Raw genomic sequence first — 25,990 nt, 5'->3', positions numbered from 1 at the left:
GTTTCCCTTTCAGTCGACGGCCAGAATGACATGCGCGGCGTCGATCAGCGCGCAGGCGGCGGCATCTTTTTCCAGCCCCAGCTGCTTTGCGCTGGCCAGGGTGACAGTGGCGGTCAGCGATTTGCCACCGCCGATATCCAGCGTAATCTCCGAGTTCACGGCGCCATCTTCCCGGTTGCTCACCACGCCTTCAATCCGGTTGCGCATGGAGGTGCGCCGCGCCTCGTCCACTGGCGCCAGAATGACGAACGGCGCCTTGATCAGCGCGATCGCCGGGCGGCCGGGCACAAGGCCCAGTTCGCGCAGGCTCTGGCGGGTGATGATCGCGGTCAGGGTGGTCCGGTCGGAAACGCGCAGGGTGACCTCTGCGTTCACCGCCCCGTTGACCACCTTCTCGACCGTGCCGCGCAGGGCATTGCGCGCGCTGGTTCGCATGAAAAACCCCCATAACATCCCTGCCGCGGCCACGCCTGTTCCGGCCAGCTCGGGCTCGAGCGCGCGAAAGGTCCGGGCGATTTCACTTTCCAGCCGGTGAAAGGTTTCGACGACGCGCAGGCCTTCCTCGGTCAGCACCGCGCCGCCACCTTGCCGCCCGCCGGTCTGCGCCGCGACAAGCGGCTGCCCGACGAGGTTGTTCATCGCGGTGATGGCATCCCACGCGGCCTTGTAGCTTACGCCGGTGGCCCGCGCCGCGGCGGAAATGCTGCCTTCGCGGCCGACAGCCTCGAGCAGGCGAACACGCTCCTTTCCCATGCGGGAGGCCCCGGATGAGGCAAAGGAAACTTCGGCGCGGATGCTCATCGTGACTGTTCCGGATATCGCTATATAGACCACCTATATAGCGAATCGCGAAAGCCGCAAATTCCTTTTTGGCCCTACCGCATCCAGTGCGACGCTCGGGCGCAGCCCCGGCCCGGAGCCAGGCAGCGCGCGCGCCGGTCAGACGGCGGGCCGCTCAATGCAAAGGCGCATCCCCGTTTCCGGCAGCGTCAGACCCGCGTCGAAGCGCCTCGCCCGCGAAGGTCGCGCGGGCGCGGCCGGCGCGTTTGGAAGCGTAAAGCGCCATGTCGGCGTCATGCAGAATCTGCGCGGCCTCGGCGGCGGGATATTGCGTAGAGACCGCGGTGCCGATGCTGGCCGACACCCGGCAGGGTTCGCCGTTGAAGAGGATCGGTTGCTCGAGCCGCCGGATGATCCGCAGGGCGATACCCTTCAGGCGCGACATATCCACCAGATCGCGAAAGATCAGAACGAACTCGTCGCCGCCCGCGCGGGCCACCGTATCGGTATCCCGCGTCTCCTCCACCAGAATGCGTGCCACATGCTGCAGCACGTGATCGCCGGCGGCATGGCCCAGATTGTCATTCACATCCTTGAAGAAATCGAGATCCAGATGCATCAGGCTGAAGGCGCGCCGCTCATCCACCAGCCGGGCAAGCACATGATCCATCGCGCGGCGGTTTTTCAGCCCAGTCAGCGTGTCGGTGAACGCCTGCTCCTCGGCCGCGATGCGGGCCCCCTGAAGCCGCTGGTTGAGCTTTTTCGATTCCTCCATCACCGCGCTCTTCGCCTCGACCAGATAGAGCATTTCCACCGTCAGGTCGGTCGCCGCGAAGTCGCCGACGGTCAGCCCGTAGGTCGCCACGGCCTCGACCACCGAAATCCCGAAAGACAGGTTGATCAGCGCGCCCTCCCCTTCGCCCAACCCGATGATGAGGCCCTTCAGGGCGGTGCAGGGCGCGGACCGAAAGGCGAGTTGCAGCCGCGCGCCATCTGGCCCGACGAAATCATCCAGCGTGTGCACCCCGCGCGGGCGGCGCAGTTCGAACACATCCAGGAAGCGGCGCCCGGCCAGCGGCGCCGCTGGCCGCAGTTTCTGAAGCGTGGGGCCGACCCGGCGGATGAGCCCCTTCGGGCAGACCCAGACATGCATCGGCATCAGGCAGGCCATGGCATCGGGCGAAAGGCGCATCGCATCCCGCATCCGCCCTACCCCGCCGGCATGGCCAGCTTGAAGCTGCGCCCCTCGGCAAAGCGGCAGTCCAGCAGTTCGACCTGCACCTCGGCGCGCCCCGCCGCCTCGCCCAGGTATTCCAGCAGAACCAGCGCGCCGTAATCATCCGCCATGGCCCGCAGGATGCCCAGCATCACATGGCCAGAGCCCGCGAAATGCCAGCGGCAGAGCAGGCGAAAGGTGGATGGCCCCTCGTCCACAATCTCCATATCGGGCAGGTCCAGATCGGGCACGGCCAGCCGGGCGCGATCGGCGAGGTCATCCAGCGAATGCAGGAATTCCATGAAGTTTTCGCCGCCGAAGCGCAACAGCCGGCGCAGCGGCTCGAGATTGGCGTGGGACACCAGGAAGGTGCCCAGATCCTCCAGCACCACCTCGCGCGATTTCTTCAGATGCCGCGACACCGACGTCAGAACAGCCTCGGTCAGCGCGTCGTCATAGATCAGCAGGGCCTCGAACCCCTCGGCGCGGAGGCCCGCATCGGCCGCCACATCGGCCCACAGCTCTGCGCCGTAGGTATCCTGCACAAAACACTGGATGGATCTGTTGATCAGACCATGCATGAAACGCCCTCGGTTTTTCGTAGGGGCAGCTTTGCAGAGGAAACCTTAACAATTCGCCAAGACAAGGCCGATGTCCGGGCGCCCGGCGCTCAGAAATCGGTCGGCGCGCCGCCCTCCGCCTTGCGCCTCTCGACGAAGGCCTCCAGCTCTTCGCGGATGTCCTCCTCCATCGGCGGGGCCTCGAAACCATTGACGATCTCCTTGAACACCCGGTGCGCCCGCTCGACCGTCCAGGACGCGCCATCCAGCGACCAGGATTCGTAGTTGCGCCAGTCCGACAGGAAGGGCTGGTAGAAGGCTGTCGCGTAGCGCTCCTGCGTATGGGCACAGCCGAAGAAATGGCCATCGCTTCCGACCTCGCGGATGGCCTCCAGCGCGATGTCATCGGGCGTGGTGGCCACCAGCGCCGGGTCGAAATAGCGCTGAATCTGCTGTAGCATCTCGCAATCCATGATGAATTTCTCGGGGCTCGCGATCAGCCCCCCCTCCAGCCAGCCAGCCGCGTGATAGACCATATGCGCGCCCGCCTGCACCGCCGACCACAGCGCGTTCGAGGTTTCCCACATCGCCTGCCCGTCCGGCACGTTCGCCGCGCAGGATCCCGACGCGCGCAGCGGCAGGCCGTAGAACCGTGCCATCTGGCCGGTCATCTGGGTGGCGCGCATGTATTCCGGCGTACCGAAGGCCGGCGCGCCGGATTTCATGTCCACGTTCGAGGTAAAGGTGCCCAGCACACAGGGCGCGCCGGGGCGGATATATTGCGCCAGCGCGATCGCGCAGAGCGCCTCGGCCAGCGATTGCGCCACCGCGCCCGCCATCGTCACCGGCGCCATGGCACCGGCCAGCGTGAAGGGCGTGACCACCACCGCCTGCCCGCGCCGCACGCAGCGCATCCAGCCGTCGAGCATCGGGATGTCATGCTTCAGCGGCGAGGTGGAGTTGATGTTGGTATACATGCGCGGCGCCGCCTCGAACTCGTCATGGCTCAGCCCGCCGGCGATGCGCACCATCTCCATCACATCCTCGACACGTTCGCGGCCCAGTGAATAGGCATGCGCCACCTTGTCGGTCAGGGTCAGCTTGTCGAACAGCACATCAAGGTGCCGGACGGAAGGATGCACATCCACCGGCTCCACCGGATAGCCGCCGGCGATGTGGATGCAGTTGAAATATTGGGTCAGCTTCAGCAGGTCGCGGCATTGCGCGCGCGTGCCGGGCACTTTGCCGCTGTGCAGATCCCAGTAGTTCGGCGGGGAAGAGACGTTGATGAACAGCATATGCCCGTCGCCGATGGTCACCCGGCGGTCCGGGTTGCGCGGGGTGATGGCAAAGCTGGACGGCGCCTTGGCCAGCATCTCCATCACGAAATCACGGCCCATGCGGACGGTGTGCCCGTCCACCGTGCAACCCGCCTGTTTCAGGATCGCGACCGCCTCGTCATTCAGAAACTCGATGCCGATCTCTTCGAGGATGCGCATCGCGCCGTCGTGAATCGCGGCCACGCCCTCTTCGGTCAGCGGCTCTGTCGGGCGGTCGGTGTTGCGCGGAATGCGCCACGGCATCTGCTCGATCACCGCCCCGCCCTGACGCAGTGCCTTTCCCGAATGCCCGCCCGAACGTCGCCTGCGAAGGGATGTACCGGCCATGATGCGCCTCCTTGCGTTTCCCCCAAGAAGACACCGGGCCCCGCCCCCGTGCCGCATCGAAAGCGACAGCAAGGCGTCGTTTTTCGCCGGCGTTCAGCGCAGGCGGGCGGTCAGATAGGCGCCGAGATGGCCGATATCGGGCAGGACGGCATCGGCCAGATCGGCCAGATCGCGCGCCGTCGCGGGCCCTGTCAGAACGCCGACCGTGCCCATCCCCGCCGCCCGGCCGGCGGTCAGGTCATGGCGGCTGTCGCCGATCATCAGCACCGATGCAGGGGCCAGCCCCGCCGCATCGGCAAAGGCCAGCAGCTGCCCCGGCGCGGGCTTCGCCCCGTGGCCCGAGTCGCTCCCGGCGATGAAATCGAACCGCCCCGCCACCCCGGCTGCGGCAAGATGCGCGCGCGCCGGGGCCTCGGCATCATTCGTCGCGACCCCCAGCGCCAGCCCCATCCCGCGCAACCCGTCCAGCATCGGCGCCAGCGGCACGGCCTCTTTCATCGGTGCGGCAGCCGCAGCCCGGTTCATCTGCGCGATCAGCACATCAGGCGAGGTACCGGGAAGATGCGGCAGCAGGAACGCGGCGATGTCGCCGGGCGTGCCGGCAATCACCGGGCTGTCGGGCGCGAAAACACCGGCCGAATGGTCAAACCCGATGGCCTGCCCCAGGGCCTGAGCCCGGCCGGCATCGCCTTGGGAAAGATCACTCAGAAACCCCTGCGCCCAGGCGCCCCAGGTGGCGTGGAAATCGAACAGCGTGCCGTCCTTGTCGAACAGGATTCCCCGGATCTCGGCCATGACACACCCTTGTTTTCAGCGGATACCGGGGGAATACCGCGCAGACCGCCCCAAAGCCAGCCTCGCGGTTGCCGCGGCGGCCGGAATCGGCCCGGCGCGCTGTGCGGCAAAGGGAAAAGGCCGGGCCAAGGGGCCTGTTCCGGCCTCAGGTCCAGTGCATGTCGGCACCGCCCGGCAGCGCCTGCCGGGCGCGCATGGGAATGTCATAGGCCAGCCCCTCGGCCTCGCAGAAGGCCATCACCCACGCATCGTCCATCGTCAGGAAATCCAGCACCGAAATCTGGAATTCGGACGTGGCCGCGCGCGCCTTCAGATCGTCGGGCGTGGCCCCGCTGGCGCCCAGGAAGACCGGCAACAGCTCTTCGTTGCCGACAAGCCAGCCCAGGGCCTTCAACGCCACCGTTTCCGCCTGATCCGCCCGCATGCGCCGCCCCCGTTCCGTGCTCATTAAAGGGTTTGTTAACACTTCCTGCTCAATACTGAACACGAAAAATCAACCCAGATCAGAGCGCGGGAGAAAGCTCAATGCCAGGGAAAATCCTCGTCGTGGATGACGTCGCGACGAACAGGATTGTCATGAAGGTGCGCTTGGCCGAGGCCTGCTATCAGGTGCTGCAGGCCGATGGCGGGCTGGCCGCGCTGGATCTGGCGCGGCGCGAACGGCCGGATCTGATCCTGCTGGATTTCATGATGGCCGATCTGGACGGGATCGAGGTGTGCCGCCGCCTGAAGGCCGACCCGGACACCGCCGAGATCCCGGTGATCATGGTCACCGCCGCGCGGAATTCCGAAGAAAAGCTGCGCGCGCTTCAGGCAGGCGCCGAAGAATTCCTGCCCAAGCCGCTGGACGAGCTGACGCTGCTGGCCCGCGTCCGTAGCCTGTTGCGCGCCCGTGAAACCGCGCGCGAACTGGCGCTGCGCGACGGCACGCGCCGGGTGCTGGGCTTTGATGAACCGGCAGAGGATTTCGCCCGCAAGGGGCGCATCGCTCTGATCGCGGCGCGGCAGGCGCAGGCGCTGCACTGGAAGGGCGCGCTGTCGCGGCATCTGAATGCCGAGTTGACGGTGATGACCCGCGACGGGGCGCTGGCCCTGTCGGACGGCGGGCCGGTGCCGGATCTGTTCGTGATCTCCGCCGATCTGGAGCGCAGCGGCGCCGGGCTGCGCCTGCTGACGGATCTGCGTTCGCGCGCCGCGACGCGCCACTCTGCCGTGCTCATGGTCGTGCCCGAAGGCGCACGCGAAGCCGCCGCAATGGCGCTGGATCTGGGCGCGAACGATCTGGTCAACAGCCCGTTCGACGGGCCGGAAATGGCGCTGCGGCTGGCCACCCAGCTCAGCCGGAAATATCAATCCGACCGGCTGCGCGCCTCGGTCAAGGACGGGCTGCGGCTGGCTGTCACCGACCCGCTGACCGGCCTGTTCAACCGCCGCTACGCGCTGCCGCATCTGGCGCGCATCGTCAGCCGCGCCGGTGAGACCCGGCGGCCCTGCGCCGTCATGCTGCTGGATATGGACCGGTTCAAGCAGGTCAATGACCGCCACGGCCATGCGGCGGGCGACGCGGTACTGGAACAGGTCGCGCGGCTGCTGAGCGCCGAATTGCGCGCCGTGGATCTGGTGGCCCGCATCGGGGGCGAGGAATTTCTGATCGCCCTGCCCGAAACCAGCCTGGAGATCGCCACCGCCACGGCCGAGCGTCTGCGCCTGCAGATCGGCGAAACGCCGGTGCTGCTGCCCGGCGGCAAAGGTGTGATCTCGGTTTCGGTCAGCATCGGGCTGACCCTGTGCGATCGTCCCGGCTGCGCGGTTGACGTGCTGATGGAAGAGGCCGACGCCGCGCTTTATGCCGCCAAGGCCGACGGGCGCAACAAGGTGACGATCCGCAATTCCGCCGCGTGATCCGCCCGCCGCTCAGTCCCGCGCGGGCGCGTGGCGGGGCGGGCCATGGCGCAACACCTGTTCCAGACGGTCGGCGAAGGCGGCCCGCTCTTCGGGCTCCATCGCGCTGATCTGTTCCAGAAAAAGCCGGCGCACAAGTTCGACCTGCTCGCCCACCCGCGCCTGCTGTGCCTCGAGCAGACCCGCCGCCGCCGCCGCATCGAAGGGTTCGGCGCGCAGCAATTGCAGCAGGCGCTCGAAATCCTGCCGCACCTCGTGGCGCGTGCTGCGCATCGCGCCCGCGTCATGCCTGAGCGCGCGGCGCAAGGCGCGCCGGTCTTCGGGGCTCAGCGCCCGCGTATAGGGCCCGTATTCCAGAATTTCGCGGCCCGGGGGTGCCCCGTTTCTTGAATGATAAAGAGCCGATCCCCCCACCAGCCCCAGCACCAGAAGGTTCATCGCCAGCGACAGCGCCAGTATCACACGCCCCCAGCGAACCCCCTTGGGCGCGGGCTGTTCGCTCATGCTCATGCGCCATCCTCCGTCAGATAGCCATCCATCGACGGGATCAGATCGACCACGTCATAGGCCACGCCGCCGCCGGGCCAGACGCTGATTGCCAGATCCCCGACGGCGCCCGGCGCCGCATAGCCGATCCAGACCCCCGCCAGCGTGGCGGTCGCAAGACCGGCAAGCGCGGGCCAGCCGCCCACCGCCCCGGACAGGCGCCGCCAGATCCCCCGGCGCGGCGCGGCCACGGGTGCGGGCTGTTGCGCCGACGCATCGGCAAGGACACGCGCCAGAAGCGCTGCAGAGGGCACCGGCGCCGTATCGCGCGCGGCCTGGAAGAAATCTTCCAGCTCTCGTTCCTGTTCGTACAGATCAGCCATCGGTATACCCCAGTTCTTCACGCCGCTCCGCCAATACGGCGGCCAGCGCCCGCTTTCCCCGTGCGGTCAGACTTTCGACCGCCTCGACACTAATTTCCAGCACTTCGGCGATCTCGGGGTTCGCCAACCCTTCGATATGCCGCAGCACCACCGCCTGCCGCTGCCGTTCCGGCAGCGTGAGCAGCGCCTCGTCCAGCGCCCGCGCCCGTGACGCGGCCAGCAGACGGGCCTCGGCCCCCGGCGCATCATCCTCGGGTTCGGGCACCGAATCGAGCGCCACGCCCCGCGCCTTGCGCAGCCGGTCGGTGCACAGGTTGGCCACGACCCGGAACAGCCAGGTTGTGACCTTCGCCTCGCCCTGGCGCCATTCGGGTGCGACCCGCCACAGGCGCAGCATCGCCTCCTGCGCCACGTCCTCGGCCTCGGCCATGTCGCCCAGCATGCGCATGGCGAACCCCAGCGCGCGCGGCGTCATGCGCAGCGTCAGGGCACGGGCAGCCGCCTCGTCGCCGTTGCCGTAGAGCACCAGCAGCGCCTCGTCCGAAACTTCATCTTGCGCGTCGAAGGCCATGTCCATCCTGCTGAAGGCCTAGCCTGTATCGTCTCCGGCGACAATCACGGCCCTGTGCGCGGCCCCGGCCATCCATACCGGGCGGGGCCGCGCTGTTTCATGCCGCGTCAGTGGTGCATCTGAAACCGGCCACCCATATGCCCTTCGGCAAAGCGCGCGCGGGCCGCGTCGAACTCTTCGGGCGAAATGGCGCCGTTGCCATCCGTATCCAGCATCTGGAACATCCGGTCGGCGGCCGGGGCCTGCGACAGTTCCTCAAGGCTCAGCAGCCCGTCGGCATTCTGATCCAGAAGCTCGATCATCCGGGCCGCGCGTTGCGCGCGCATTTCCGGCGTCACCTCGAACCGCTGCATGCCACCATCGTGACGGGCCATCCGGTCGGCCCAACGCCCGCCATCGGCCGGCCGCGCGGCCTGCATTTCCTCCGCCGAAATCGTACCGTCCTTGTCGGCGTCGATCGTGTCGAACCGGTTTTTCATCGGCACCTGCAACTCTTCCATCGTCAGGCCGCCGTCCTTATTGGCATCAAGCTGCTCGAAGCTCTGCATCCCCGGCCCGAACCCGGCGCCATCCTGCGGCCCGCGCGCCGTTGCGGGCATGGCGGCGGTCAGCACCGCGGCCCCCAGCGTAAGGGCGGAAATCGTGCTCAGAAAAATCTTGCGAGTCATTGATTGTCTCCTGCTTTCAACTTCGCGTTTTCCAACGCCGGCCACCGCCCGCGTTCACAAATTCAAACGCGCCAAGCGGAAACTTCCGTCGCCAAAGATACATCTTTTTTGCGACATCCCGCCGCAACGGCTGTCACGACCCTGTGCGGCGGGCTATTTTCCTGTAGATTATGGTCTGCCGCGCATGGAGGGATGCGTCGGCGCAAAGAGAAAGCATGTATATGGCAGAGCCGATTGAACGGCTGGTGCGGCCCGCGCTTTGGCGTGGCTGGCGCCGGCGTTGTCCAAATTGCGGGGCAGGCCCGATGTTGCGCGGATATCTGAAGGTCCGCGACACCTGCGCGGTGTGCCACGAAGAGCTGCACCATCACCGCGCCGATGACGGCCCGGCCTACCTGACGATCCTGATCGTCGGCCATCTGATGGCGCCGGTCATCCTGTGGGCCTTCGCCACCTTCCGCCCCGACCCGCTGGTGCTGGCCTCGATATTCTCGGTTGGCTGTGTCGGGCTCTCGCTTTACCTTCTTCCCCGGTTGAAGGGGCTGATGGTGGCGCTGCAATGGGCGAAGAAGATGCACGGGTTCGGAGCGAAGGGCTGAGCCCGCCCGACAAATCCGCGCTGCGCGACGCGGCGACGGTGATCATGCTGCGCGACGCGCGCACCGCGCCGAAGGTTCTGATGGGCCAGCGTGGCGCGGCGGCGGCCTTCATGCCCAACAAGTTCGTGTTTCCCGGCGGCGCGGTGGATGATGTGGATGCCGCCGTGCCCCTGTCGCCGCCCCTGAATCCGGCCTGCGACGCCCGCCTCAAAGACAGGGCCGACCCGGCGCTGGCATCGGCGCTGGTGGCCGCGGGCATCCGTGAGGTGTGGGAGGAAACCGGGCTGATCCTGGGCCGGCCCGGCGATTGGCCGGCAGATGCGCCCAGAGGCTGGCGCGGATTTGCCGCCTCGGGCCATCTGCCCAGTCCCGAGGGGTTTCATTTCATCTTTCGCGCCATCACCCCGCTCGGCCGCCCGCGCCGGTTCGATGCGCGGTTCTTTCTGGTCGAGGCCGACCGGGCCGTGGGCGATCTGGATGATTTCTCGCGCGCCGAGGATGAGTTGAGCCATCTGCAATGGGTTCCGCTGCCCAAGGCACGCGGCTTCGACCTGCCCTTCATCACCGAGGTCGTTCTGGCGGAAATCGCGGGCCTGCTGGAAACCGGCCTGCCACCGGCAAGCGTGCCCTTCTTCAACAATACCCCCGCAGCGTCGGAGTTTCTGCGGATCGCCTAGGCCAGCAGAACGATGGCCGCGATCGACAGGGCGATCAGCGCGATCCCCGCAAGCTCGCGCCCCGAAGAGCGTTCGCGGAACACCAGCCATGCCACCAGCACCGAAAACACCAGCTCCACCTGCCCCAGCGCCCGCACATAGGCGGCGTTCTGCAGGGTGAACGCGGTGAACCAGCCCAGGCTGCCCAGCATGCCCGTGATCCCCACCAGCGCGGTCTTGCGCCAGCTTGCCATGACCCGCCCCAACGCGCCCGGTTCGGTCAGCCGCAGCCACAGCGCCATGCCGATGGTCTGCGATGCCGTCACCACCGCCAGCGTCAGCGCCGCCCGCAGGAAGAAACCGCCGCCCTCCAGCGCCAGCGATGCCCCGCGATAGCCGATGGCCGACGCGCCGAACGCCGCCCCCGCCAGCAGCCCCAGCGCCGAGGCGCGGTTCCACGGGCTGCCCCCCGCCGCGCCGGGCGGGCGCGACAGCAGGATGACCCCGGCCACCCCGATCAGGATGGCGGCAAAGCCCGCCAGGCTCACCGCCTCGCCCAGCACAGCCAGCGAGAACAGCGCGACCAGAACGGTTTCGGTTTTCGTGAAGGCGATGCCGACGGCGAAGTTGCGCTCTGCAAACAGCGCCACCGTGGCGAAGGTGGCGATGACCTGCATCAGCCCGCCGCTCAGCGCGAAGGCCCAGAACCGGGCAGGCATGCCGGGCGCGGGCGCCCCGGATGCCACGATCAGCGCCCCTGCCAGCGCCGCCGCCAGCGGAGCGGCGAACAGAAATCGCGAAAACGTCGCGCCGCCGGTGCCGAGACCCGCCGACCGAAGCTGTTTTTGCAGCATGAAGCGCACGGTCTGCACCGCCGCAGCCGCGAGTGTGATGATAACCCAAAGCTCCATGGCCCCTGATGCCATGCGGCCGGGCACGGGTCGAGGGCCGTGCTAGCGCCGCCAGAGCGGATGCGGCACCGGATCTTTCGCCCGGAACAGAAAGCGGCGGAACACTTCGGCGTAAGAGCGAAAGCGATAGCCCTCGTTGCGGCCGAGATAGCGGCCCGGATCCCCGGCATAAAGCCGGGGCAGCCGGTACCACGGCACCGCGGGGTGCATGTGATGCACCACATGCAGGTTGTTGTTGAGGAACAGAAAGGCCAGCGGGCCCCGGTCTTCGATGATCACGGTGCGGCCGCGCACCCGCTCATGCGCCTGATGTTCCAGAAAGGTGCGGATCTTCAGGATCGACAGGGCGATATAGGTGGCCAGCAGATAGGCCGGAACCGGCATCGCCGCGCCCCGCAGCCAGAACAGCACCAACGCCACCGCCGGGATGTGCCACAGCCAGCCGGCCAGCACCGACCGGTCGCCCGACCGGATCGCGCGCAGGTCCGCAGCCATGAATGCCGCCTGCCCGATCACCGGCCCGATCAGCAGCCGCCCGGCAAGGGTGTTGTTCGCGCCAAGCACGGCCTGCACCGGGCGCGGCAGACGCTCCCACCGGCCCGGATCCAGATAGTTGGATTCCGGGTCGTCATACGGATCGGTCAGGATTGCGTCGCGGTGATGTGCCAGATGGGTATCGCGGAACCGCAGATAGGGCACGCAAAGCGACAACGCCGGAAACACCAGCGCCGCGCTCAGGGTGCGGTTGCGGAACGGGTGGCCGTGGATCACCTCGTGGCTCAGCGATGAATGCAGCACGATGGCCAGGGCCGTGACACCAACACCGAGCGGCAGCCACAGGTCGGCCAACCATGTGCTGCCCAGCCCCCATGCGCCATAGCACAGGCCTGCAAGCGCCAGCGTGGGCCATTCGGCCAAGCCGCGAAACCGTTGTTTTTCCATCGCTTCCCCCGTTCGGAACAGCTTGGGGATAGCGGGCGATGCTGCGGCTGCACATTCCAATAATGGTTACCAAATTTTCATAATTGCTGTATTTGCTTACCGATGGTGATCAAAATCGACAAAAACACCCGCGCCCGGCTGCTGCGCACCCGCCTGTTGGCCGCGATGGATCTGCGCGGCACCAGCCAAAGCGCGCTGGCCCGCGCGGCGGGGGTTGATCGCTCGACCATTTCGCAACTGCTGACAGACAGGGCCGCGCGGCTGCCCAACGCGCAGGTGGTCGGGGAATGCGCGGCGGCGCTCGGCGTGTCGGCCGATTGGCTGCTCGGCCTCAGCGACCGGCCCGAAAGCGCGGCAGACCTTCTGGCCACCAGCTTTGCCATGACAAAGGCCCAGCGCGCGCTGATCGACGAGCAGATCTTTGAATGGCACCGCGAGGCGGCAGGCTACAAGATCCGCCATGTTCCGGCCGGGCTGCCCGACATGCTGAAAACGCATGAAGTGCTGCGCTGGGAATATCGCCCCCATCTGGGCCGGACCACCGAACAGGCCATCGGCGCCTCAGAAGACCGGCTGAACTGGATGCGCGGGGCGCGCTCCGACTATGAGATCGCGGTGCCCCTGCACGAGCTGGAAAGCTTCGCCCGGGGCGAAGGGTATTATCGCGGCCTGCCCGCCGATCTGCGGCGCGCGCAGATCGACCGGTTTCTGGCCCTGCACGACCAGCTTTTCCCGTCGCTACGGCTGATGCTGTTCGATGCGCGGCGGGTGTTCTCGGCCCCCGTCACCGTCTTCGGCCCGATGCTGGCGGTGTTTTACCTCGGGCAGAACTATCTTGCCTTCCGCGATACCGAGCGGGTCGAGGCGTTCACCCGCCATTTCGACGGGCTGGTGCGCGAGGCCACGGTTTCGGATCGCGACTGGCCCGGGCATCTTGCAACGCTCCGGGCCGAAATCACCTGATCACACGCGCCGGCCCGTCAGAACGGCATCGGATACGCCATGCGGGCGGCGGCGATATCCTCCAGCACCTCCTGGCCCAGCGTCAGCTCCGCCGCGCCCAGAACGGTATCCAGCTGCGCCAGCGAGGTGGCGCCGATGATCGGGATCACCGGATAGGGCCGCGCCATCACAAACGCGATCGCCATCTGCACCGGGTCCAGCCCATGCGCGTTGGCGATGCCCATATAGGCCGAGACGGCCTCCCACACAAAAGGCGTGACGCGCCCGCCCAGCGTGGCGCTGCGCGCGCGGCGGGTGCCTTCGGGCGTCACGTCGCCCGCGTATTTGCCGCTCAGAAGCCCGTTGGCCAGCGGCGAATAGGCCAGCAGCGTCACATCCTCGTTCACGCCAAGCTCTGCCAGATCCAGATCGTAAAGGCGGCACAGCAGCGAATACTCGTTCTGGATGGATTGCACGCGCGGCGCGCCCTTCGCCTCGGCCAGACGCAGCCATTCGGCCGTGCCCCACGCGGTTTCGTTCGACAGGCCGAACTGGCGCAGCTTGCCTTCCTGAACAAGGGTCTGAAGCGTATCGAGCGCCTCTTCCATATGCGCCAGCGTCTCGGCGCGATCCTGCTTCGACGGGTCATAGGCCCATTGCTGCCGAAAGTGATACGAGCCCCGGTTCGGCCAGTGAAACTGATAGAGGTCGATCACATCGGTCTTCAGCCGCTTCAGCGATGCCTCGACGCATTCGGTGATGCTCGCACGGCTGATCGGGGCGCCGTCCCGCGTGGCCTTGCTGCCCGCGCCGGTGATCTTGGTGGCGATGATCACCTCGTCGCGGCGGCCGGTGCGGGCGAACCATTCGCCGATGATCTCTTCTGTGCGGCCCACGGTTTCGGGCAGCACGGGATTGACCGGGTACATCTCTGCCGTGTCGATGAAGTTCACGCCGCGATCAAGTGCCATGTCGATCTGCGCATGGCCTTCGTCCAGCGTGTTCTGGTTGCCCCAGGTCATCGACCCCAGGCAGATCTCGGAAACCTCAAGACCGCAGCGGCCGAGTTTGACTTTTTGCATGGGATGCCCCTGAATATCCACGTTCCGGGCGCACAGTTATTGCCGCCGCGCGTCAGGGCAACCCTTAAAACAGGATCAGCGCAAACTGATGTCCACACCAAGCAGCAGGCTGGTGCCGATACCGGGGTAGTGCTTGACGGCCGTGCCAAGGGCGGCCCGGCTGCGGGCCAGCACCGGCAGGTCGACCCCGGCCCCGACCGCGAAGAAATCCTGATGCTCGGTGATCTGCCCGCCGGTATCCAGCAGCGCCGAGGTCAGCGACATGTCCGCGCGCGCGATCCGCCGGCCGGCCCCGGCGGACAGATACCCGGCCAGCTTTCCCCCCAGGGGTTGTCGCAGCCGCAGGCCAAGCTCGGCCTCCAGGGATCTGGATCGCAGATCGATGTCGATCGGATCGGTCAGGATGTCGATCCCCTCCGGCAGCACATAAAGGCTCTGGCCATAGGCGAAGGCCACCCGCCCTTCGACCGCCAGTCGCGGCGTTACCGGAAGCGTGGTCACCACGCCAAGCGAAACCTCGGACGAATGGCGGATGTCGTAATCGACCGAGCCGCCCAGAGAGACCGGCCCCACCCCGCCCTGCCCGGTTCCACCTGTCGTCGCCGAGGGCTCCGCCGAAGGCGTGGATGCCGGCGGCAGGGCCAGAAACCGGCGCGCTGTTTCGTCCAGAAGCGCCAATGAATAGAAAATATCCTCACCGTTTCGATATCCGAAAACCGGGGCGGTTTTCGCATCTGTTACCAGCGGATGCCCGCACCCGCCCAAGCCGAACGATAGAATGAAAAAAACCAATCCCAGATGCCAGATACGATGATCCTCCCGGCCAAACCGCTTTCCCTTTTGTCAAAAACTCATAGAGTTCCGGCGCGATGCTTGATGTTCCCAAAGGTACCGAAATGACAACTGCAAATTTCACCTCCGCGTTTTTCAATCTGCTCGACACACCCCCAGATCTGGCCGCTGTCGACAATTTCGCACTGGATCATCAGGCCGCGCTTGATGCGCTCGACGATCAGGTTTCCGCCTCTGGCTGGACACCGACACAACTGTCGGCCTCCAGGATCGTCCTGTCTTCCGGCGCGTTCGATCTGACCATCAGCGGCAGCGGTATCTCCCCGATTTCCAGCATCTCCGAACTCGAAGACGCGATCTTCGCCGGCCTCGCCCAGGGCACGTTCGACGGCATATCCGTCACCCGTTCGGGAACCGAAATCCTGTCGTTTCAGATGTCTTCGTCCGCCTACACGCTAAGCTCGGGCAATCAGAGCTTTCAGGTCGACGGCGCGCTGCTCAACAGTTTCGCGCAGTTCTATGCCCTCGTCGGCGCGCTCAGCATGCTGTCGGACATGGCCAACCTGTCCAGCCAGGAGCTGAACAGCATCTACACCACGCTCGATGACTATGCCATCAGCGGCGTTTCCATACTGGACGGCGGCACAGAGCTTGCCGCGCTGAGCCTGACCCCCACGCAGCTTGGCGTGACACTCGACGGCTACAGCCTGACGGTGGATGGCACCGCGCCCGAGGATTTCGCGGAAGTCGTCGAAATCGCCCAGGCGTTCGCCACCGGCGCGGTTGACCTGACGACCATTCCCAACCTCGCGGTCGACGGCATCACCTTCAAAGACCCCGATGGAACCACCCTGGCCAGGATCACCGGCCCGATCGAAAACGAGGCCTCTTTCGACAATGCCACGCTGAAGGTCGACGGCGTGAAGGTGCCCGACATCTGGCTGTCGGAAGATCTCGTCTTCAATGGCGGCAACAGCGGCGAGCGTGTCTATGGCCTGCATGGCAAGGATCGCATCTCGGGCAATGGCGGCGGCGACGAGCTTTTCGGCCTGTCGCAGAACGATCTGCTGCGGGGCAATGGCGGCAATGACAAGCTTTTTGGCGGCGGCGGGGCCGATCGCCTGGAAGGCGGCAACGGCAAGGACCGGCTCTATGGTGACAACGGCACCGACAAGCTCGACGGTGGCGCCGGCAAGGACAAGCTGTTCGGCGGCGCCAAGCGGGATGTTCTGTTCGGCCGCGGCGGCGATGACCTGCTGCGCGGTGATGCCGGCAACGACAAGCTGTTCGGCGGGGCCGGCGCGGATACGTTCTTTTTCAGCAAGGGCGACGGCAAGGACACGATCAAGGACTTCACCCTCGGCGAGGATCTGATCCAGATCGGCAGGGGCGCGTCTCACATCGGCCAGCTCGACTTCGACAAGAGCGGCAGCGACGTGATCATCAGCTTTCGCAATGTCGAGATCACGGTCGAGGATATCAGGCTCGGCCAGCTCGACGATGTGGACAACTTCCTGTTCTGATCCGGCCCCGCACATGCCACGGGCGAACAGAGCAAAACGACATCGCATGTCGAGAACGGGCCAGCCCGGCGCAAACCGCCGGGCTAGCACCCCCGCATGCGCCTGATCATCTCCTTCGCCGCCCTGCTGCTGTCCGCGGCCCTGCTTCAGCTCTCGTCAGGCGCCGTCGGGCCGCTCGACGCGCTTTCGGGCCTGTCGCTCGGCTTTACCACCGCCCAGGTCGGGCTGCTCGGCTCGGCGCATTTCTTCGGGTTCTTCATCGGCTGCTGGTGGGCGCCGCGCCTGATGGGGTCGGTCGGCCATTCGCGCGCCTTTGCCGCCTTCACCGCTGCGGGGGCGATCGGCCTGCTGGCGCATATGATGCTGGTGGATCCGCTGGCCTGGGCGCTGATGCGGGTGGCGACGGGCCTGTGCATCGCCGGCTGCTACACGGTGATCGAGGCCTGGCTGCAGGCCAAGGTGACGAACGAGACGCGGGGCCGGGCCATGGGCATCTACCGGCTGGTCGATATGGGTGCGGCGCTTTGCGCGCAGCTCATGATCGGCATTCTCGAACCGGCCGCCTATGTGTCATACAACCTGCTGACGATCGTCTGCTGCGCGGCCCTGCTGCCGCTGGCCCTGACCACCGTGCGCCAGCCCGAAACACCCGACACGCCGCGGCTGCGCCCGTGGCTGGCGGTCGAACGCTCGCCACTGGCCGCGGCGGGGGTGGTTGTCTCTGGCCTGTCCAGCGCCGCGTTCCGCATGGTCGGGCCTGTCTATGGCCAGGAGGTGGGCCTGGCCGCCAATCAGATCGGCCTGTTTCTGGCCGTTTACGTGCTGGGCGGCGCGCTGGCGCAATATCCGATCGGCTGGCTGGCGGATAAATACGATCGCCGCTGGGTGCTGATCTGGCTGTCGGTCGCGGCCACGGTATCCTGTGCCGTCAGCACCGCCGCGGGCGGCGTGGGCACGGTTGGCGTGTTGCTGACGGCGGGCCTGTTCGGGATGAGCACCTTCCCGATCTATTCGGTCGCCGCCGCCCATGCCCATGACTTCGCCGAAAGCCACGAACGGGTAGAGCTTTCGGCCGCGCTGATGTTCTTCTATGCGGTGGGCGCCATCGCGTCGCCGCTTGCGGCATCGGCGCTGATCACCCGGTTCGGCCCTTCCGCGCTGTTCCTGCTGATCGCGGTGGGGCATATCGTTCTGGTCGTCTTCGGCCTGGCCCGGATGCGCGTGCGCCCCACGGTCGAGACGCGCACGCCCTATGTCTGGTCGCCGCGCACTTCTTTCACCGTCGGCCGCCTGATGAAAGGCAGCCGTGACCGGCACGAGCCGTAGGGCAAACCGGCCCCCGCCTGCCCTTGCTCCGGCCCGGCGCATTCCCCATCTGCACTATGGGAACGCGGTGCAATTTGGAGATGTGACATGGACATCCGTTTTGACGGCAAAACCGGCATCGTCACCGGCGGCGGCTCTGGTATCGGCGCGGCGATCGCGCGGGAGCTTGCCGCCTCGGGCGCGACAGTGATCGTCGCCGACCTGAATGAGGCCCACGCCCAGGAAATCGCCGATGAAATCAAGGCCTCGGGCGGGGCGGCGCTGCCCGTTGCGGTGGACGCGGCCCGCCCCGAGACCGTCGAGGCGATGATCGCCTTCGCCGTGGAGCAGACCGGCGCGCTGCACTATCTGGTGAACAACGCCGGGATCGCCGGGCCGGCGGATCTGGTGGCGGACTATCCGCTCGACGGCTGGCACAAGGTGATAGACATAAACCTGAGCGGGGTTTTCTACGGGCTGCGCTTCGGTCTTCCCGCGATCGAGGCGGCCGGTGGCGGCGCGGTGGTCAATATCGCCTCGATCCTGGGCAGCGTGGGCTTTGCCACCGCCGGCGCCTATGTCGCCGCCAAGCACGGTGTCGTCGGTCTGACGAAAAACGCGGCCATCGAATATGCGCCCAAGGGCATCCGCGTCAACGCGGTCGGCCCGGCCTTCATCCACACCCCGATGGTCGATGACACCATGTCCCCCGAACAGCTGACCGCGCTGGCGGGGATGCACCCGGCCGGGCGGCTGGGCACCCCCGAAGAGGTGGCCGGGCTTGTCGCCTTCCTGCTGTCGGACAGGGCCAGCTTCGTCACCGGCAGCTATCACCTGGTCGATGGCGGCTATACCGCGCAGTAAGCCTGCGCGCGTGAGGGGGCCGGGGGCACACCGCCTCTGGCCCTTTGCGCCCCGGAACTTGTGATTTCGCACCCCCCCGGCGGCCCATCCCGCCGAAGCCGCAAGATCCGGGTCGAGCGGCATAATCGCCCGCTTTAGGTGTAGGCCATCCCGATCTGTGGAGCATGGAGGCACCAATGCAGTTGGCAGGAAAAACCATCATCGTCACGGGCGCAAGCAGCGGTATCGGCGAAGCCGCCGCGAAACTCTTCGCCGCCGAGGGCGCCAATGTCGTGCTGGGGGCGCGGCGCGGTCAATTGCTCGAGACACATGCCTCCGAAATCATCCGCGCGGGCGGAAATGCCGCCGTTCTTGCCGGCGATGTCGAGGATGAAGGCTACGCGGAAGCGCTTGTCGCGCTGGCCCGGCGCCGGTTCGGCCGGCTGGACGCCGCCTTCAACAATGCCGGGATCACCGGAGAGATGAGCCCCATCCCCGCGATGGCAACCGAAACCTGGGACCGCGTGATCGGAACCAACCTGACCGCCGCCTTCTATGCCGCGAAATATCAGGTTCCCGCGCTGCTTGACGCGGGCGGGGGCTCGATCGTGTTCACCTCCTCCTTCGTCGGCCACACGGTCGGGCTGCCGGGCATGGGCGCCTATGCGGCGGCAAAGGCGGGCCTCATAGGCCTGGCTCAGGTGCTGGCGGCAGAGCACGGGCCACAGGGGCTGCGCGCGAATACATTGCTGCCCGGAGGCACACTCACGCCGATGGCGGGCGATGACCCGTCCTATCATGACATCGTGCGCGGCCTGCATGCCCTCAAACGCATGGCGAGCCCGAAGGAAATCGCGCAAGCGGCGCTGTTTCTGGTCTCCGACGCGTCGTCTTTCGTAACCGGCACCGCGCTGATCGCCGACGGAGGCAACTCCATCAGCAAATTCTGAGCGGCACCGCGCGGCGCCCGGTACACGCCCTCTGGCCCTTTTTGCATCGCGGCGTTAAACGGGACGGCAAACCGGGACAAAGGCATACCCCACATGGCACGCATCCTCATCACCTCGGCCCTGCCCTATATCAATGGCATCAAGCATCTGGGCAATCTGGTCGGCTCGCAGCTTCCGGCCGATCTCTATGCCCGCTACATGCGGCAGCGCGGCCATGAGGTGATGTTCATCTGCGCCACCGACGAACACGGCACCCCCGCCGAACTGGCCGCCGCCAAGACGGGCGAGGATGTGGCCGAGTATTGTGCCCGGATGCATGACGTGCAGGCCGAACTGGCCGAGGGCTTCCGCCTGTCGTTCGATCACTACGGGCGCTCGTCATCGGCGCGCAACCACGCGCTGACCCAGCATTTCGCCGGCAAGCTGGCCGAAAACGGATTGATCGAGGAGGTGAGCGAAAAGCAGGTCTATTCCCACGCCGACGGCCGCTTTCTGCCCGACCGCTATATCGAGGGCACTTGCCCCAACTGCGGCTATGACAAGGCGCGCGGCGATCAGTGCGAGAATTGCACCAAACAGCTCGACCCGACCGACCTGATCAACCCGCGCAGCGCCATTTCCGGCTCGACCGATCTGGAGGTGCGCGAGACCAAGCACCTCTACCTGCGTCAGTCGCTTCTGAAGGACGAAATCGACCGGTGGATCGACAGCCAGACCGACTGGCCGATCCTGACCACATCCATCGCCCGGAAATGGCTGCATGACGGTGACGGGCTTCAGGATCGCGGCATCACCCGCGATCTGAAATGGGGCGTACCGGTGAAAAAGGGCGATGCGGACTGGCCCGGCATGGAGGGCAAGGTCTTCTACGTCTGGTTCGACGCGCCGATCGAATATATCGCCGCCACCGCCGAATGGGCGGATGCGAACGGCAAATCCGATGCCGATTGGGAACGTTGGTGGCGCACCGACAAGGGCGGGAACGACGTGCGCTATGTGCAGTTCATGGGCAAGGATAACGTGCCCTTCCACACGCTGTCTTTCCCGGCCACGATCATGGGCTCGCGCGAGCCGTGGAAGCTGGTCGATTACATCAAGTCGTTCAACTACCTGAACTATGACGGCGGCCAGTTCTCGACCAGCCAGGGGCGCGGTGTGTTCATGGATCAGGCGCTGGAGATCCTGCCGGCCGATTACTGGCGCTGGTGGCTGCTCAGCCATGCGCCGGAAAACTCCGACAGTGAATTCACCTGGGAAAACTTCCAGGCCAGCGTGAACAAGGATCTGGCCGACGTGCTGGGCAATTTCGTGTCGCGCGTCACCAAGTTCTGCCGCTCCAAATTCGGCGAGGCGGTGCCCGCGGGCGGCACCTTCGGCCCGGCCGAAGAAGCGCTGATCGCTGATCTGACCCCCCGCATCCGCGCCTATGAGGCGCATATGGAGGCGATGGAAATCCGCAAGGCCGCGGGCGAGCTGCGCGCGATCTGGGTCGCGGGCAACGAATACCTGCAGTCGGCGGCGCCCTGGTCGGCCTTCAAGACAGATCCCGAGACCGCCGCCGCGCAGATCCGCCTGGCGCTGAACCTGATCCGGCTTTACGCGGTGCTGTCGCGCCCGTTCATTCCCGATGCCGCCGCGTCGATGCTGGCCGCGATGCAGACGCGAGATGACAGCTGGCCCGATGATGTGCCGGCCGCGCTGGCGGCCCTGCCCTCGGGCCATGCGTTCACCGTGCCCGATGTCCTGTTCCGCAAGATCACCGATGAAGAGCGTGAAGGCTGGCAGGAAAAATTCGCTGGGGCGCGCGTTTGAAAGCGCCCCACCTGAATCACCTGTCCGAACCGCGCGCCCCTCACGCCCCCTGAACGAAGCTTCCCAGCCAGACGACACGGCCCAGAAACTGCACCCTCTCGTGCTCTGCGCCGATCAGAACCCGCGCGATGGCCTGCGGCCCGTCACCTGACAGAACCAGAATGCTCCGGTTCTGCCAATGCGCCCGTGCCAGCGCGGTTTTGCCATTCTCGACATAACACCACAGCGCCGGCCCGCCCGTGCGCCGCGCCGCCTGATCGACCAGCGCAAGCGGCCTGTGCCCGCCCGTCGGATCGGCGATCAGAAGATCGGGCGCGACAAAGCTCAGGGTATCGGGCGCGAGCTGGCGTTCCGTCAGCCAGTCACCCGAAAATGCCACCGGCCCCATGCCCCGCCGGCCCGCCATCCGGTGCCAGGGAAAGGGCAGAAACCCGGCGCGCAACGCCTCGGGCCCGGCGAACCCCGGCGCGCCGGAGCCGTCATCCTCGGCCACACCGGGTGTGGGCGCGGCCGGCCCCCCGAATTCCACGGGAATCGCCAGATATTCGAACAGGCAGACCAGACGGTCAAAGCTCGGGATGCGCCCGGCGCGGATATCCCGGATCAGCCCGTCATGCCCCACAACATCCATCGACGCCCGCCGGGCAGACACGCCCTGACGCTGCAACCCGTCTTCGACGAGGTCGCGTATCCTTGCGCCCAGCGCAGCAGATTTTGCGGAGTTCAGCATCATTTCGCCGAAGAATGGCACGCGTTTCAGGACGTTTAAATCTGAATGCGACGGTAAGGCAAATTTATCTTGACTTATCGAGATTTATTCATCTTAAGCGGAAACAGACCCGTTACCGAATCCCGCTCTGGCTGTCGACGCGGCACCAACCCATGCAACAAACAAGCCGTTTATTTATGATGAATGTTTTAGTCGAGCCGCAGCGGGCCCGCCCTCGCCCTCCCCGCAAGGGCAAGCCCGATGCCTAACACCGCCACACGCTTCCGCAGGCTGATCGCGATGGTGGCCGCGGCCGAGAACCATTACCAGCGCATGCACAACAGCACCGACGGCAGATCGCGCGACATCGCGATCGCGGCCTATTCCCGCGCGCTGGAGGATATCTTCGATGAACTCAGGCTTATGCGCCAGACCGGCGCGCTGGCCACACTGGAGGCGTTGCTGGAAACCCGCAATGACAGGGGCTAGCGGAAAATCCGCGCCACGCTCACGCCTTCGCCGCAGCCTCCAGCGCGTCCAGCCGGGCTTTCAGCGCCTCGTTCTCTTCACGGGCTTTCTGCGCCATCGCGCGGGTGGCGTCGAATTCTTCACGGGTCACGAAATCACGCTCGGCCAGCCAGCGGTCGATCATCCCCTTGAACGCGGTCTCGGCCTCGTCCTTTGCGCCCTGCGCCACACCCATGGCGTTGGTCATCAACTGGGACATATCGTCGAAAAACTTGTTGCGGGTCTGCATCTGCGCCTCCGGCGTTACATTCTCCCCTTATATGGGCCGCGCAGGCGCGAAGCTCAAGCTTGACTTCGCCGTGGCGCAAAGCACAAGAAAGGCCATCATGCAGGCAGTCCTGAATTTCCCGAACATCAGCCCCGAGATCTTTTCGATCTCCGTTTTCGGCATCGAACTTGCCCTGCGCTGGTACGCGCTGGCCTATATCGCGGGGCTTTTGCTGGGCTGGCGGCTCGTGGTGCGGCTGGTCAAGACCGACAGGCTCTGGCCCGGCGGCCGCGCCCCGATGGGCCCCGAGCAGGTCGAGGAATTGCTGACATGGGTCATTCTGGGGGTGATCCTCGGTGGGCGGCTGGGCTTCGTGCTGTTCTACAAACCCGGCTATTACCTGCAGAACCCGGCCGAAATCCCGATGCTGTGGCATGGCGGCATGGCGTTTCACGGCGGGCTGCTGGGGGTGATGGTGGCGCTGATCCTGTTTTGCCGCAAACACGGCATCATGCTGCTCTCGGCCGCCGATGCGCTGGCGCTGGCCACGCCGCCGGGTCTGTTCTTCGGGCGGCTGGCCAATTTCATAAATGCCGAACTCTGGGGCCGGCCCAGCACCGTACCCTGGGCCATGGTCTTTCCCGGTGATCTTGCCGCGCAATGCCCGCCGGGCTGGGAAGGCCCCTGCGCCCGCCACCCCTCGCAGCTTTACGAGGCGGGGCTGGAAGGGCTGGTGCTGGGCGCGGTGCTGCTGGTTCTGGTCTATCGCAGCGGCTGGCTGAAGGTGCCGGGGCAGATCACGGGCATGTTCTTTATCGGCTACGGCATCGCGCGGTTCTTCGTCGAGTATTTCCGGCAGGCGGATTATCAGTTCATCACCCCGGACAATCCGATCGGCTTCGCCCTGCACTGGCACGGGATCGGCGTGACGATGGGCCAGCTCTTGTCGCTGCCGATGGTGGCGCTGGGGATCGCGCTGATCATGATCGCGCGGCGCCGGGCGTGACCCCGCTCACCGATCTGCTGATGCGGCGCCTCGCGGCGACCGGGCCGATCACGCTTGCCGATTACATGGCCGAATGCCTGCTGCACCCCGCCCATGGCTATTATGCCACACGCGATCCGTTCGGCGCCGGCGGCGATTTCACCACCGCGCCCGAGATCAGCCAGATGTTCGGCGAAATGCTGGGCCTGTTTCTGGCCCAGGTCTGGATGGATCAGGGCCGCCCGGCCCCTTTCACCCTGGCCGAGCCGGGGCCGGGGCGCGGCACGCTGATGGCCGACATCCTGCGCGCCACGGCAAAGGTGCCGGGCTTTCATGATGCCGCCCGGGTGCACCTGATCGAGGCCTCCGCCACCCTGCGCGAGGCCCAGCGCGACAGGCTGGCCACGCACGCCGTGACATGGGCCGACAGTATCGCCGCCCTGCCCGAGGCCCCGCTTTTCCTCGTGGCCAACGAGTTTTTCGACGCGCTGCCGATCCGCCAGTTTCAGCGCGACAGCGCCGGCTGGCGCGAGGTGCAGGTGGCGCAAGACGGCCAGCGGCTGACCTTCGCCCTTGGCGCGCCCGCACCGCTCGCCGCGCTGGACCATCGGCTGGCCGACACCCGGCCGGGCGACGTGGTCGAGCTTTGCCCCGCCGCCGCGCCGATGATCGGCGAATTGGCCCGCCGCATCGCCAGGCATGGCGGCACCGCGCTGATCATCGATTATGGCGGCTGGCGCTCTCTGGGTGACACGCTGCAGGCGCTGAAAGCGCATCAGCCGGTCGATCCGCTATCACATTCCGGTGAGGCCGACCTCACCGCCCATGTCGATTTCGAAGCTCTTGCACGGGCCGCCACCGGCGTTGCGCATACAAACCTGACACCTCAGGGTGTGTTTCTGGAGCGGCTGGGGATTACCGCCCGCGCGCAGGCGCTGGCAGGGGCGCTGAGCGGAACTGCACTGGAAAACCACGTCGCCGCACATCGCCGCTTGACCCACCCACAGGAAATGGGAACGCTCTTCAAAACAATCGCCCTGACACCAAAGGGCTCTGCCCCCCCACCCGGATTCACGCCATGACTTTGGAAATCCTCACCTCAGACGCGCTATCCCCGCTGCGGCACGGCTTCTTCACCCGGCGCGGCGGGGCCTCTTCGGGCGTGTTTCAGGGGCTGAACTGCGGTCAGGGCTCGTCCGATCAGGCCGAGGTGGTGCAGATCAACCGGACCCGCGTGGCCAGCGCCATGGGCGTGGCGCCCGAGGCGCTGATCTCGATCCATCAGGTGCATTCGGCGGATGTCGCCGTGATCGAGGGGCCGCCGGACGAAAAGCCCCGCGCCGACGCGCTGGTGACCGCCACGCCCGGCCTCGCGCTGGCGATCCTGACGGCCGATTGCCAGCCCGTTCTGTTCGCCGACGCGCGCGCCGGGGTGATCGGGGCAGCCCATGCCGGGTGGCGCGGCGCGCTTGGCGGCATTCTGGAAGCCACGCTCGACGCGATGGAGAGGCTGGGCGCCCGCCGCGCCGATACCGCCGCCGTCATCGGCCCGACCATCAGCCAGCGCGCCTATGAGGTCGGCCCCGAATTCCTCGAGGCGTTCCTGGACGAAGACCCGGCCTATGGCCGCTTCTTCTCGGGCGGCAACGGCGACCGGGTGCAGTTTGATCTGCCGGGCTTCGGCCTGCACCGCCTGCGCGAAGCCGGCGTCGGGCAGGCGCAATGGACACGCCATTGCACTTACTCAGACCCCGGCCGGTTCTTCTCTTACCGGCGGGCCACTCATGCGGGCGAAGTGGATTATGGCCGGCTGATTTCCGCGATCCGGCTGTAGCGGGCGCGCGATGGCCGCCACAATTCCATCCTGTCATGACCACGAAAGGACACAACCAAAGCCACATGTCTGCCAGATTCCCCTGTCAGGTTCATCTCATTCGGTCAGTCACGGCCGGGGGACACAGACATACCGCTCAAGCCCCGCAAAGGGGCAGCGATGACAGACCAAGGAGTGCGCAAGATGAAAGCCAAACGCCGTTGGATGAAATGGATCCTCGAAGACAGCGCCAAGGCCGAGACGCAGCTGCCCTGGGCCCGGGCAACCCGGCCGGCGCGCGCCCGCGCCATCGCACCCCGCAAAGCCGCGCGCGCCTGAAGCCGCGCAGGCAGGGCCAGAGC

Annotated in this window: 30 protein-coding genes; 14 read left to right on the top strand and 16 right to left on the bottom strand. The window is 66.3% G+C overall.

Features of this window, described 5'->3' with window-relative positions; all coding sequences use genetic code 11:
* Window positions 1–9: 9 nt before the first annotated feature.
* From TQ29_RS03300 to TQ29_RS03275, 6 genes are all read right to left on the bottom strand, one after another.
* A complete protein-coding gene (locus TQ29_RS03300) occupies window positions 10–753 on the bottom strand; it encodes a TOBE domain-containing protein (RefSeq protein ID WP_235974400.1) in 744 nt (247 codons plus the stop codon).
* Between the two features lie 202 nt (window positions 754–955).
* Window positions 956–1,984 (bottom strand): GGDEF domain-containing protein, encoded by a 1,029-nt coding sequence (locus tag TQ29_RS03295; RefSeq protein WP_054538001.1) that lies wholly within the window; start codon window positions 1,982–1,984, stop codon window positions 956–958.
* A 5-nt stretch (window positions 1,985–1,989) separates the two neighbouring features.
* On the bottom strand, window positions 1,990–2,577 hold the full coding sequence (locus TQ29_RS03290; protein ID WP_037205083.1) for a heme NO-binding domain-containing protein: 588 nt from the start codon (window positions 2,575–2,577) through the stop codon (window positions 1,990–1,992).
* Window positions 2,578–2,666: 89 nt separating this feature from the next.
* The gene (locus TQ29_RS03285; RefSeq protein WP_054538000.1) at window positions 2,667–4,223 is read right to left on the bottom strand and encodes a trimethylamine methyltransferase family protein; all 1,557 of its coding nucleotides are present in this window, start codon (window positions 4,221–4,223) and stop codon (window positions 2,667–2,669) included.
* Between the two features lie 93 nt (window positions 4,224–4,316).
* Window positions 4,317–5,018, bottom strand: a complete 702-nt coding sequence (locus TQ29_RS03280; RefSeq protein ID WP_054537999.1) for an HAD family hydrolase — start codon at window positions 5,016–5,018, stop codon at window positions 4,317–4,319.
* 145 nt (window positions 5,019–5,163) lie between these two features.
* Window positions 5,164–5,466: a DUF3572 domain-containing protein gene (locus tag TQ29_RS03275; RefSeq protein ID WP_235974401.1), complete on the bottom strand. Its 303-nt coding sequence runs from the start codon at window positions 5,464–5,466 to the stop codon at window positions 5,164–5,166.
* A 77-nt stretch (window positions 5,467–5,543) separates the two neighbouring features.
* Here TQ29_RS03275 and TQ29_RS03270 point away from each other — a divergent pair, with 77 nt between their 5' ends.
* A complete protein-coding gene (locus TQ29_RS03270; protein WP_054537998.1) occupies window positions 5,544–6,920 on the top strand; it encodes a diguanylate cyclase in 1,377 nt (458 codons plus the stop codon).
* Window positions 6,921–6,932: 12 nt separating this feature from the next.
* On the opposite strand, the gene TQ29_RS03265 is transcribed toward TQ29_RS03270, so the two are convergent.
* The 4 genes from TQ29_RS03265 to TQ29_RS03250 all read right to left on the bottom strand — a co-directional run bounded on the left by TQ29_RS03265 (window position 6,933) and on the right by TQ29_RS03250 (window position 9,028).
* Entirely contained in the window at window positions 6,933–7,430 is a 498-nt protein-coding gene (locus tag TQ29_RS03265; RefSeq protein WP_082386504.1) for a periplasmic heavy metal sensor, read from the bottom strand.
* Window positions 7,427–7,789, bottom strand: coding sequence for a hypothetical protein (locus TQ29_RS03260; protein ID WP_054537996.1), 363 nt, complete (start codon window positions 7,787–7,789; stop codon window positions 7,427–7,429). The genes TQ29_RS03265 and TQ29_RS03260 overlap by 4 nt, the downstream gene beginning before the upstream one ends.
* Window positions 7,782–8,366: an RNA polymerase sigma factor gene (locus TQ29_RS03255; RefSeq protein ID WP_054537995.1), complete on the bottom strand. Its 585-nt coding sequence runs from the start codon at window positions 8,364–8,366 to the stop codon at window positions 7,782–7,784. The genes TQ29_RS03260 and TQ29_RS03255 overlap by 8 nt, the downstream gene beginning before the upstream one ends.
* 101 nt (window positions 8,367–8,467) lie before the next feature.
* On the bottom strand, window positions 8,468–9,028 hold the full coding sequence (locus tag TQ29_RS03250; RefSeq protein WP_054537994.1) for an EF-hand domain-containing protein: 561 nt from the start codon (window positions 9,026–9,028) through the stop codon (window positions 8,468–8,470).
* Between the two features lie 215 nt (window positions 9,029–9,243).
* On the opposite strand from TQ29_RS03250, the gene TQ29_RS03245 reads away from it, so the two are divergent.
* Both TQ29_RS03245 and TQ29_RS03240 read left to right on the top strand, forming a co-directional pair.
* On the top strand, window positions 9,244–9,627 hold the full coding sequence (locus TQ29_RS03245; protein ID WP_037205066.1) for a DUF983 domain-containing protein: 384 nt from the start codon (window positions 9,244–9,246) through the stop codon (window positions 9,625–9,627).
* Window positions 9,588–10,304, top strand: coding sequence for an NUDIX hydrolase (locus TQ29_RS03240; RefSeq protein ID WP_054537993.1), 717 nt, complete (start codon window positions 9,588–9,590; stop codon window positions 10,302–10,304). Before TQ29_RS03245 ends, TQ29_RS03240 begins: the two co-directional genes overlap by 40 nt.
* On the opposite strand, the gene TQ29_RS03235 is transcribed toward TQ29_RS03240, so the two are convergent.
* Both TQ29_RS03235 and TQ29_RS03230 read right to left on the bottom strand, forming a co-directional pair.
* On the bottom strand, window positions 10,301–11,194 hold the full coding sequence (locus TQ29_RS03235) for a DMT family transporter (protein ID WP_054537992.1): 894 nt from the start codon (window positions 11,192–11,194) through the stop codon (window positions 10,301–10,303). The two genes, TQ29_RS03240 and TQ29_RS03235, sit on opposite strands and share 4 nt — an antisense overlap.
* Before the next feature lie 42 nt (window positions 11,195–11,236).
* Entirely contained in the window at window positions 11,237–12,136 is a 900-nt protein-coding gene (locus TQ29_RS03230) for a fatty acid desaturase (RefSeq protein ID WP_054537991.1), read from the bottom strand.
* A gap of 102 nt (window positions 12,137–12,238) precedes the next feature.
* On the opposite strand from TQ29_RS03230, the gene TQ29_RS03225 reads away from it, so the two are divergent.
* The gene (locus tag TQ29_RS03225) at window positions 12,239–13,099 is read left to right on the top strand and encodes a helix-turn-helix domain-containing protein (RefSeq protein WP_054537990.1); all 861 of its coding nucleotides are present in this window, start codon (window positions 12,239–12,241) and stop codon (window positions 13,097–13,099) included.
* A 17-nt stretch (window positions 13,100–13,116) separates the two neighbouring features.
* Here the strand turns inward: TQ29_RS03225 and TQ29_RS03220 are convergent, their stop codons facing one another.
* Window positions 13,117–14,160 (bottom strand): aldo/keto reductase, encoded by a 1,044-nt coding sequence (locus tag TQ29_RS03220; RefSeq protein ID WP_054537989.1) that lies wholly within the window; start codon window positions 14,158–14,160, stop codon window positions 13,117–13,119.
* A gap of 75 nt (window positions 14,161–14,235) precedes the next feature.
* Window positions 14,236–14,838, bottom strand: a complete 603-nt coding sequence (locus TQ29_RS03215) for a hypothetical protein (RefSeq protein WP_157445502.1) — start codon at window positions 14,836–14,838, stop codon at window positions 14,236–14,238.
* A gap of 218 nt (window positions 14,839–15,056) precedes the next feature.
* Here TQ29_RS03215 and TQ29_RS03210 point away from each other — a divergent pair, with 218 nt between their 5' ends.
* The 5 genes from TQ29_RS03210 (at window position 15,057) to metG (ending at window position 21,385) form a co-directional block, all read left to right on the top strand.
* Window positions 15,057–16,475, top strand: coding sequence for a calcium-binding protein (locus tag TQ29_RS03210; protein ID WP_162231804.1), 1,419 nt, complete (start codon window positions 15,057–15,059; stop codon window positions 16,473–16,475).
* Between the two features lie 96 nt (window positions 16,476–16,571).
* Window positions 16,572–17,801: an MFS transporter gene (locus tag TQ29_RS03205; RefSeq protein ID WP_054537986.1), complete on the top strand. Its 1,230-nt coding sequence runs from the start codon at window positions 16,572–16,574 to the stop codon at window positions 17,799–17,801.
* 87 nt (window positions 17,802–17,888) lie between these two features.
* Complete coding sequence (locus tag TQ29_RS03200) at window positions 17,889–18,644, top strand: SDR family NAD(P)-dependent oxidoreductase (protein WP_054537985.1); 756 nt, start codon at window positions 17,889–17,891, stop codon at window positions 18,642–18,644.
* 176 nt (window positions 18,645–18,820) lie between these two features.
* Window positions 18,821–19,573, top strand: coding sequence for an SDR family oxidoreductase (locus TQ29_RS03195; protein ID WP_054537984.1), 753 nt, complete (start codon window positions 18,821–18,823; stop codon window positions 19,571–19,573).
* Window positions 19,574–19,666: 93 nt separating this feature from the next.
* A complete protein-coding gene (gene metG / locus TQ29_RS03190; protein ID WP_054537983.1) occupies window positions 19,667–21,385 on the top strand; it encodes a methionine--tRNA ligase in 1,719 nt (572 codons plus the stop codon).
* Window positions 21,386–21,425: 40 nt separating this feature from the next.
* Here the strand turns inward: metG and TQ29_RS03185 are convergent, their stop codons facing one another.
* Window positions 21,426–22,115, bottom strand: a complete 690-nt coding sequence (locus tag TQ29_RS03185; protein WP_157445501.1) for a hypothetical protein — start codon at window positions 22,113–22,115, stop codon at window positions 21,426–21,428.
* A gap of 240 nt (window positions 22,116–22,355) precedes the next feature.
* Between TQ29_RS03185 and TQ29_RS03180 the strand changes: the two genes are divergently transcribed.
* Window positions 22,356–22,583, top strand: coding sequence for a hypothetical protein (locus TQ29_RS03180; RefSeq protein WP_054537981.1), 228 nt, complete (start codon window positions 22,356–22,358; stop codon window positions 22,581–22,583).
* Between the two features lie 19 nt (window positions 22,584–22,602).
* On the opposite strand, the gene TQ29_RS03175 is transcribed toward TQ29_RS03180, so the two are convergent.
* Complete coding sequence (locus tag TQ29_RS03175; RefSeq protein ID WP_037205035.1) at window positions 22,603–22,851, bottom strand: accessory factor UbiK family protein; 249 nt, start codon at window positions 22,849–22,851, stop codon at window positions 22,603–22,605.
* Between the two features lie 97 nt (window positions 22,852–22,948).
* Between TQ29_RS03175 and lgt the strand changes: the two genes are divergently transcribed.
* The 4 genes from lgt (at window position 22,949) to TQ29_RS20575 (ending at window position 25,967) form a co-directional block, all read left to right on the top strand.
* Window positions 22,949–23,836 carry a prolipoprotein diacylglyceryl transferase gene (gene lgt / locus TQ29_RS03170; RefSeq protein WP_054540301.1) on the top strand — a complete coding sequence of 296 codons (888 nt, stop codon included), beginning with the start codon at window positions 22,949–22,951 and terminating at the stop codon, window positions 23,834–23,836.
* Complete coding sequence (locus TQ29_RS03165) at window positions 23,833–24,897, top strand: class I SAM-dependent methyltransferase (RefSeq protein WP_054537980.1); 1,065 nt, start codon at window positions 23,833–23,835, stop codon at window positions 24,895–24,897. The genes lgt and TQ29_RS03165 overlap by 4 nt, the downstream gene beginning before the upstream one ends.
* Window positions 24,894–25,649 (top strand): peptidoglycan editing factor PgeF, encoded by a 756-nt coding sequence (gene pgeF, locus TQ29_RS03160; protein ID WP_054537979.1) that lies wholly within the window; start codon window positions 24,894–24,896, stop codon window positions 25,647–25,649. Before TQ29_RS03165 ends, pgeF begins: the two co-directional genes overlap by 4 nt.
* 159 nt (window positions 25,650–25,808) lie before the next feature.
* Window positions 25,809–25,967, top strand: a complete 159-nt coding sequence (locus tag TQ29_RS20575; protein WP_157445500.1) for a hypothetical protein — start codon at window positions 25,809–25,811, stop codon at window positions 25,965–25,967.
* The last annotated feature ends 23 nt before the right edge of the window (window positions 25,968–25,990 follow it).

Source organism: Actibacterium sp. EMB200-NS6, assembly GCF_001305615.1.
Lineage (GTDB): Bacteria > Pseudomonadota > Alphaproteobacteria > Rhodobacterales > Rhodobacteraceae > Actibacterium_A > Actibacterium_A naphthalenivorans.
Note: the sequence above shows the minus strand (reverse complement) of the source record. Positions and strands in the feature narration are given on the sequence as shown.

Bases quoted from the DNA above. Each gene is read 5' to 3' on its own strand.
- TQ29_RS03300 (WP_235974400.1), bottom strand. From the start codon at position 753: ATGGGAAAGGAGCGTGTTCGCCTGCTCGAGGCTGTCGGCCGCGAAGGC.
- TQ29_RS03295 (WP_054538001.1), bottom strand. From the start codon at position 1,984: ATGCGGGATGCGATGCGCCTTTCGCCCGATGCCATGGCCTGCCTGATG.
- TQ29_RS03290 (WP_037205083.1), bottom strand. From the start codon at position 2,577: ATGCATGGTCTGATCAACAGATCCATCCAGTGTTTTGTGCAGGATACC.
- TQ29_RS03285 (WP_054538000.1), bottom strand. From the start codon at position 4,223: ATGGCCGGTACATCCCTTCGCAGGCGACGTTCGGGCGGGCATTCGGGA.
- TQ29_RS03280 (WP_054537999.1), bottom strand. From the start codon at position 5,018: ATGGCCGAGATCCGGGGAATCCTGTTCGACAAGGACGGCACGCTGTTC.
- TQ29_RS03275 (WP_235974401.1), bottom strand. From the start codon at position 5,466: ATGAGCACGGAACGGGGGCGGCGCATGCGGGCGGATCAGGCGGAAACG.
- TQ29_RS03270 (WP_054537998.1), top strand. From the start codon at position 5,544: ATGCCAGGGAAAATCCTCGTCGTGGATGACGTCGCGACGAACAGGATT.
- TQ29_RS03265 (WP_082386504.1), bottom strand. From the start codon at position 7,430: ATGAGCATGAGCGAACAGCCCGCGCCCAAGGGGGTTCGCTGGGGGCGT.
- TQ29_RS03260 (WP_054537996.1), bottom strand. From the start codon at position 7,789: ATGGCTGATCTGTACGAACAGGAACGAGAGCTGGAAGATTTCTTCCAG.
- TQ29_RS03255 (WP_054537995.1), bottom strand. From the start codon at position 8,366: ATGGACATGGCCTTCGACGCGCAAGATGAAGTTTCGGACGAGGCGCTG.
- TQ29_RS03250 (WP_054537994.1), bottom strand. From the start codon at position 9,028: ATGACTCGCAAGATTTTTCTGAGCACGATTTCCGCCCTTACGCTGGGG.
- TQ29_RS03245 (WP_037205066.1), top strand. From the start codon at position 9,244: ATGTATATGGCAGAGCCGATTGAACGGCTGGTGCGGCCCGCGCTTTGG.
- TQ29_RS03240 (WP_054537993.1), top strand. From the start codon at position 9,588: ATGGGCGAAGAAGATGCACGGGTTCGGAGCGAAGGGCTGAGCCCGCCC.
- TQ29_RS03235 (WP_054537992.1), bottom strand. From the start codon at position 11,194: ATGGAGCTTTGGGTTATCATCACACTCGCGGCTGCGGCGGTGCAGACC.
- TQ29_RS03230 (WP_054537991.1), bottom strand. From the start codon at position 12,136: ATGGAAAAACAACGGTTTCGCGGCTTGGCCGAATGGCCCACGCTGGCG.
- TQ29_RS03225 (WP_054537990.1), top strand. From the start codon at position 12,239: ATGGTGATCAAAATCGACAAAAACACCCGCGCCCGGCTGCTGCGCACC.
- TQ29_RS03220 (WP_054537989.1), bottom strand. From the start codon at position 14,160: ATGCAAAAAGTCAAACTCGGCCGCTGCGGTCTTGAGGTTTCCGAGATC.
- TQ29_RS03210 (WP_162231804.1), top strand. From the start codon at position 15,057: ATGACAACTGCAAATTTCACCTCCGCGTTTTTCAATCTGCTCGACACA.
- TQ29_RS03205 (WP_054537986.1), top strand. From the start codon at position 16,572: ATGCGCCTGATCATCTCCTTCGCCGCCCTGCTGCTGTCCGCGGCCCTG.
- TQ29_RS03200 (WP_054537985.1), top strand. From the start codon at position 17,889: ATGGACATCCGTTTTGACGGCAAAACCGGCATCGTCACCGGCGGCGGC.
- TQ29_RS03195 (WP_054537984.1), top strand. From the start codon at position 18,821: ATGCAGTTGGCAGGAAAAACCATCATCGTCACGGGCGCAAGCAGCGGT.
- metG (WP_054537983.1), top strand. From the start codon at position 19,667: ATGGCACGCATCCTCATCACCTCGGCCCTGCCCTATATCAATGGCATC.
- TQ29_RS03185 (WP_157445501.1), bottom strand. From the start codon at position 22,115: ATGCTGAACTCCGCAAAATCTGCTGCGCTGGGCGCAAGGATACGCGAC.
- TQ29_RS03180 (WP_054537981.1), top strand. From the start codon at position 22,356: ATGCCTAACACCGCCACACGCTTCCGCAGGCTGATCGCGATGGTGGCC.
- TQ29_RS03175 (WP_037205035.1), bottom strand. From the start codon at position 22,851: ATGCAGACCCGCAACAAGTTTTTCGACGATATGTCCCAGTTGATGACC.
- lgt (WP_054540301.1), top strand. From the start codon at position 22,949: ATGCAGGCAGTCCTGAATTTCCCGAACATCAGCCCCGAGATCTTTTCG.
- pgeF (WP_054537979.1), top strand. From the start codon at position 24,894: ATGACTTTGGAAATCCTCACCTCAGACGCGCTATCCCCGCTGCGGCAC.
- TQ29_RS20575 (WP_157445500.1), top strand. From the start codon at position 25,809: ATGACAGACCAAGGAGTGCGCAAGATGAAAGCCAAACGCCGTTGGATG.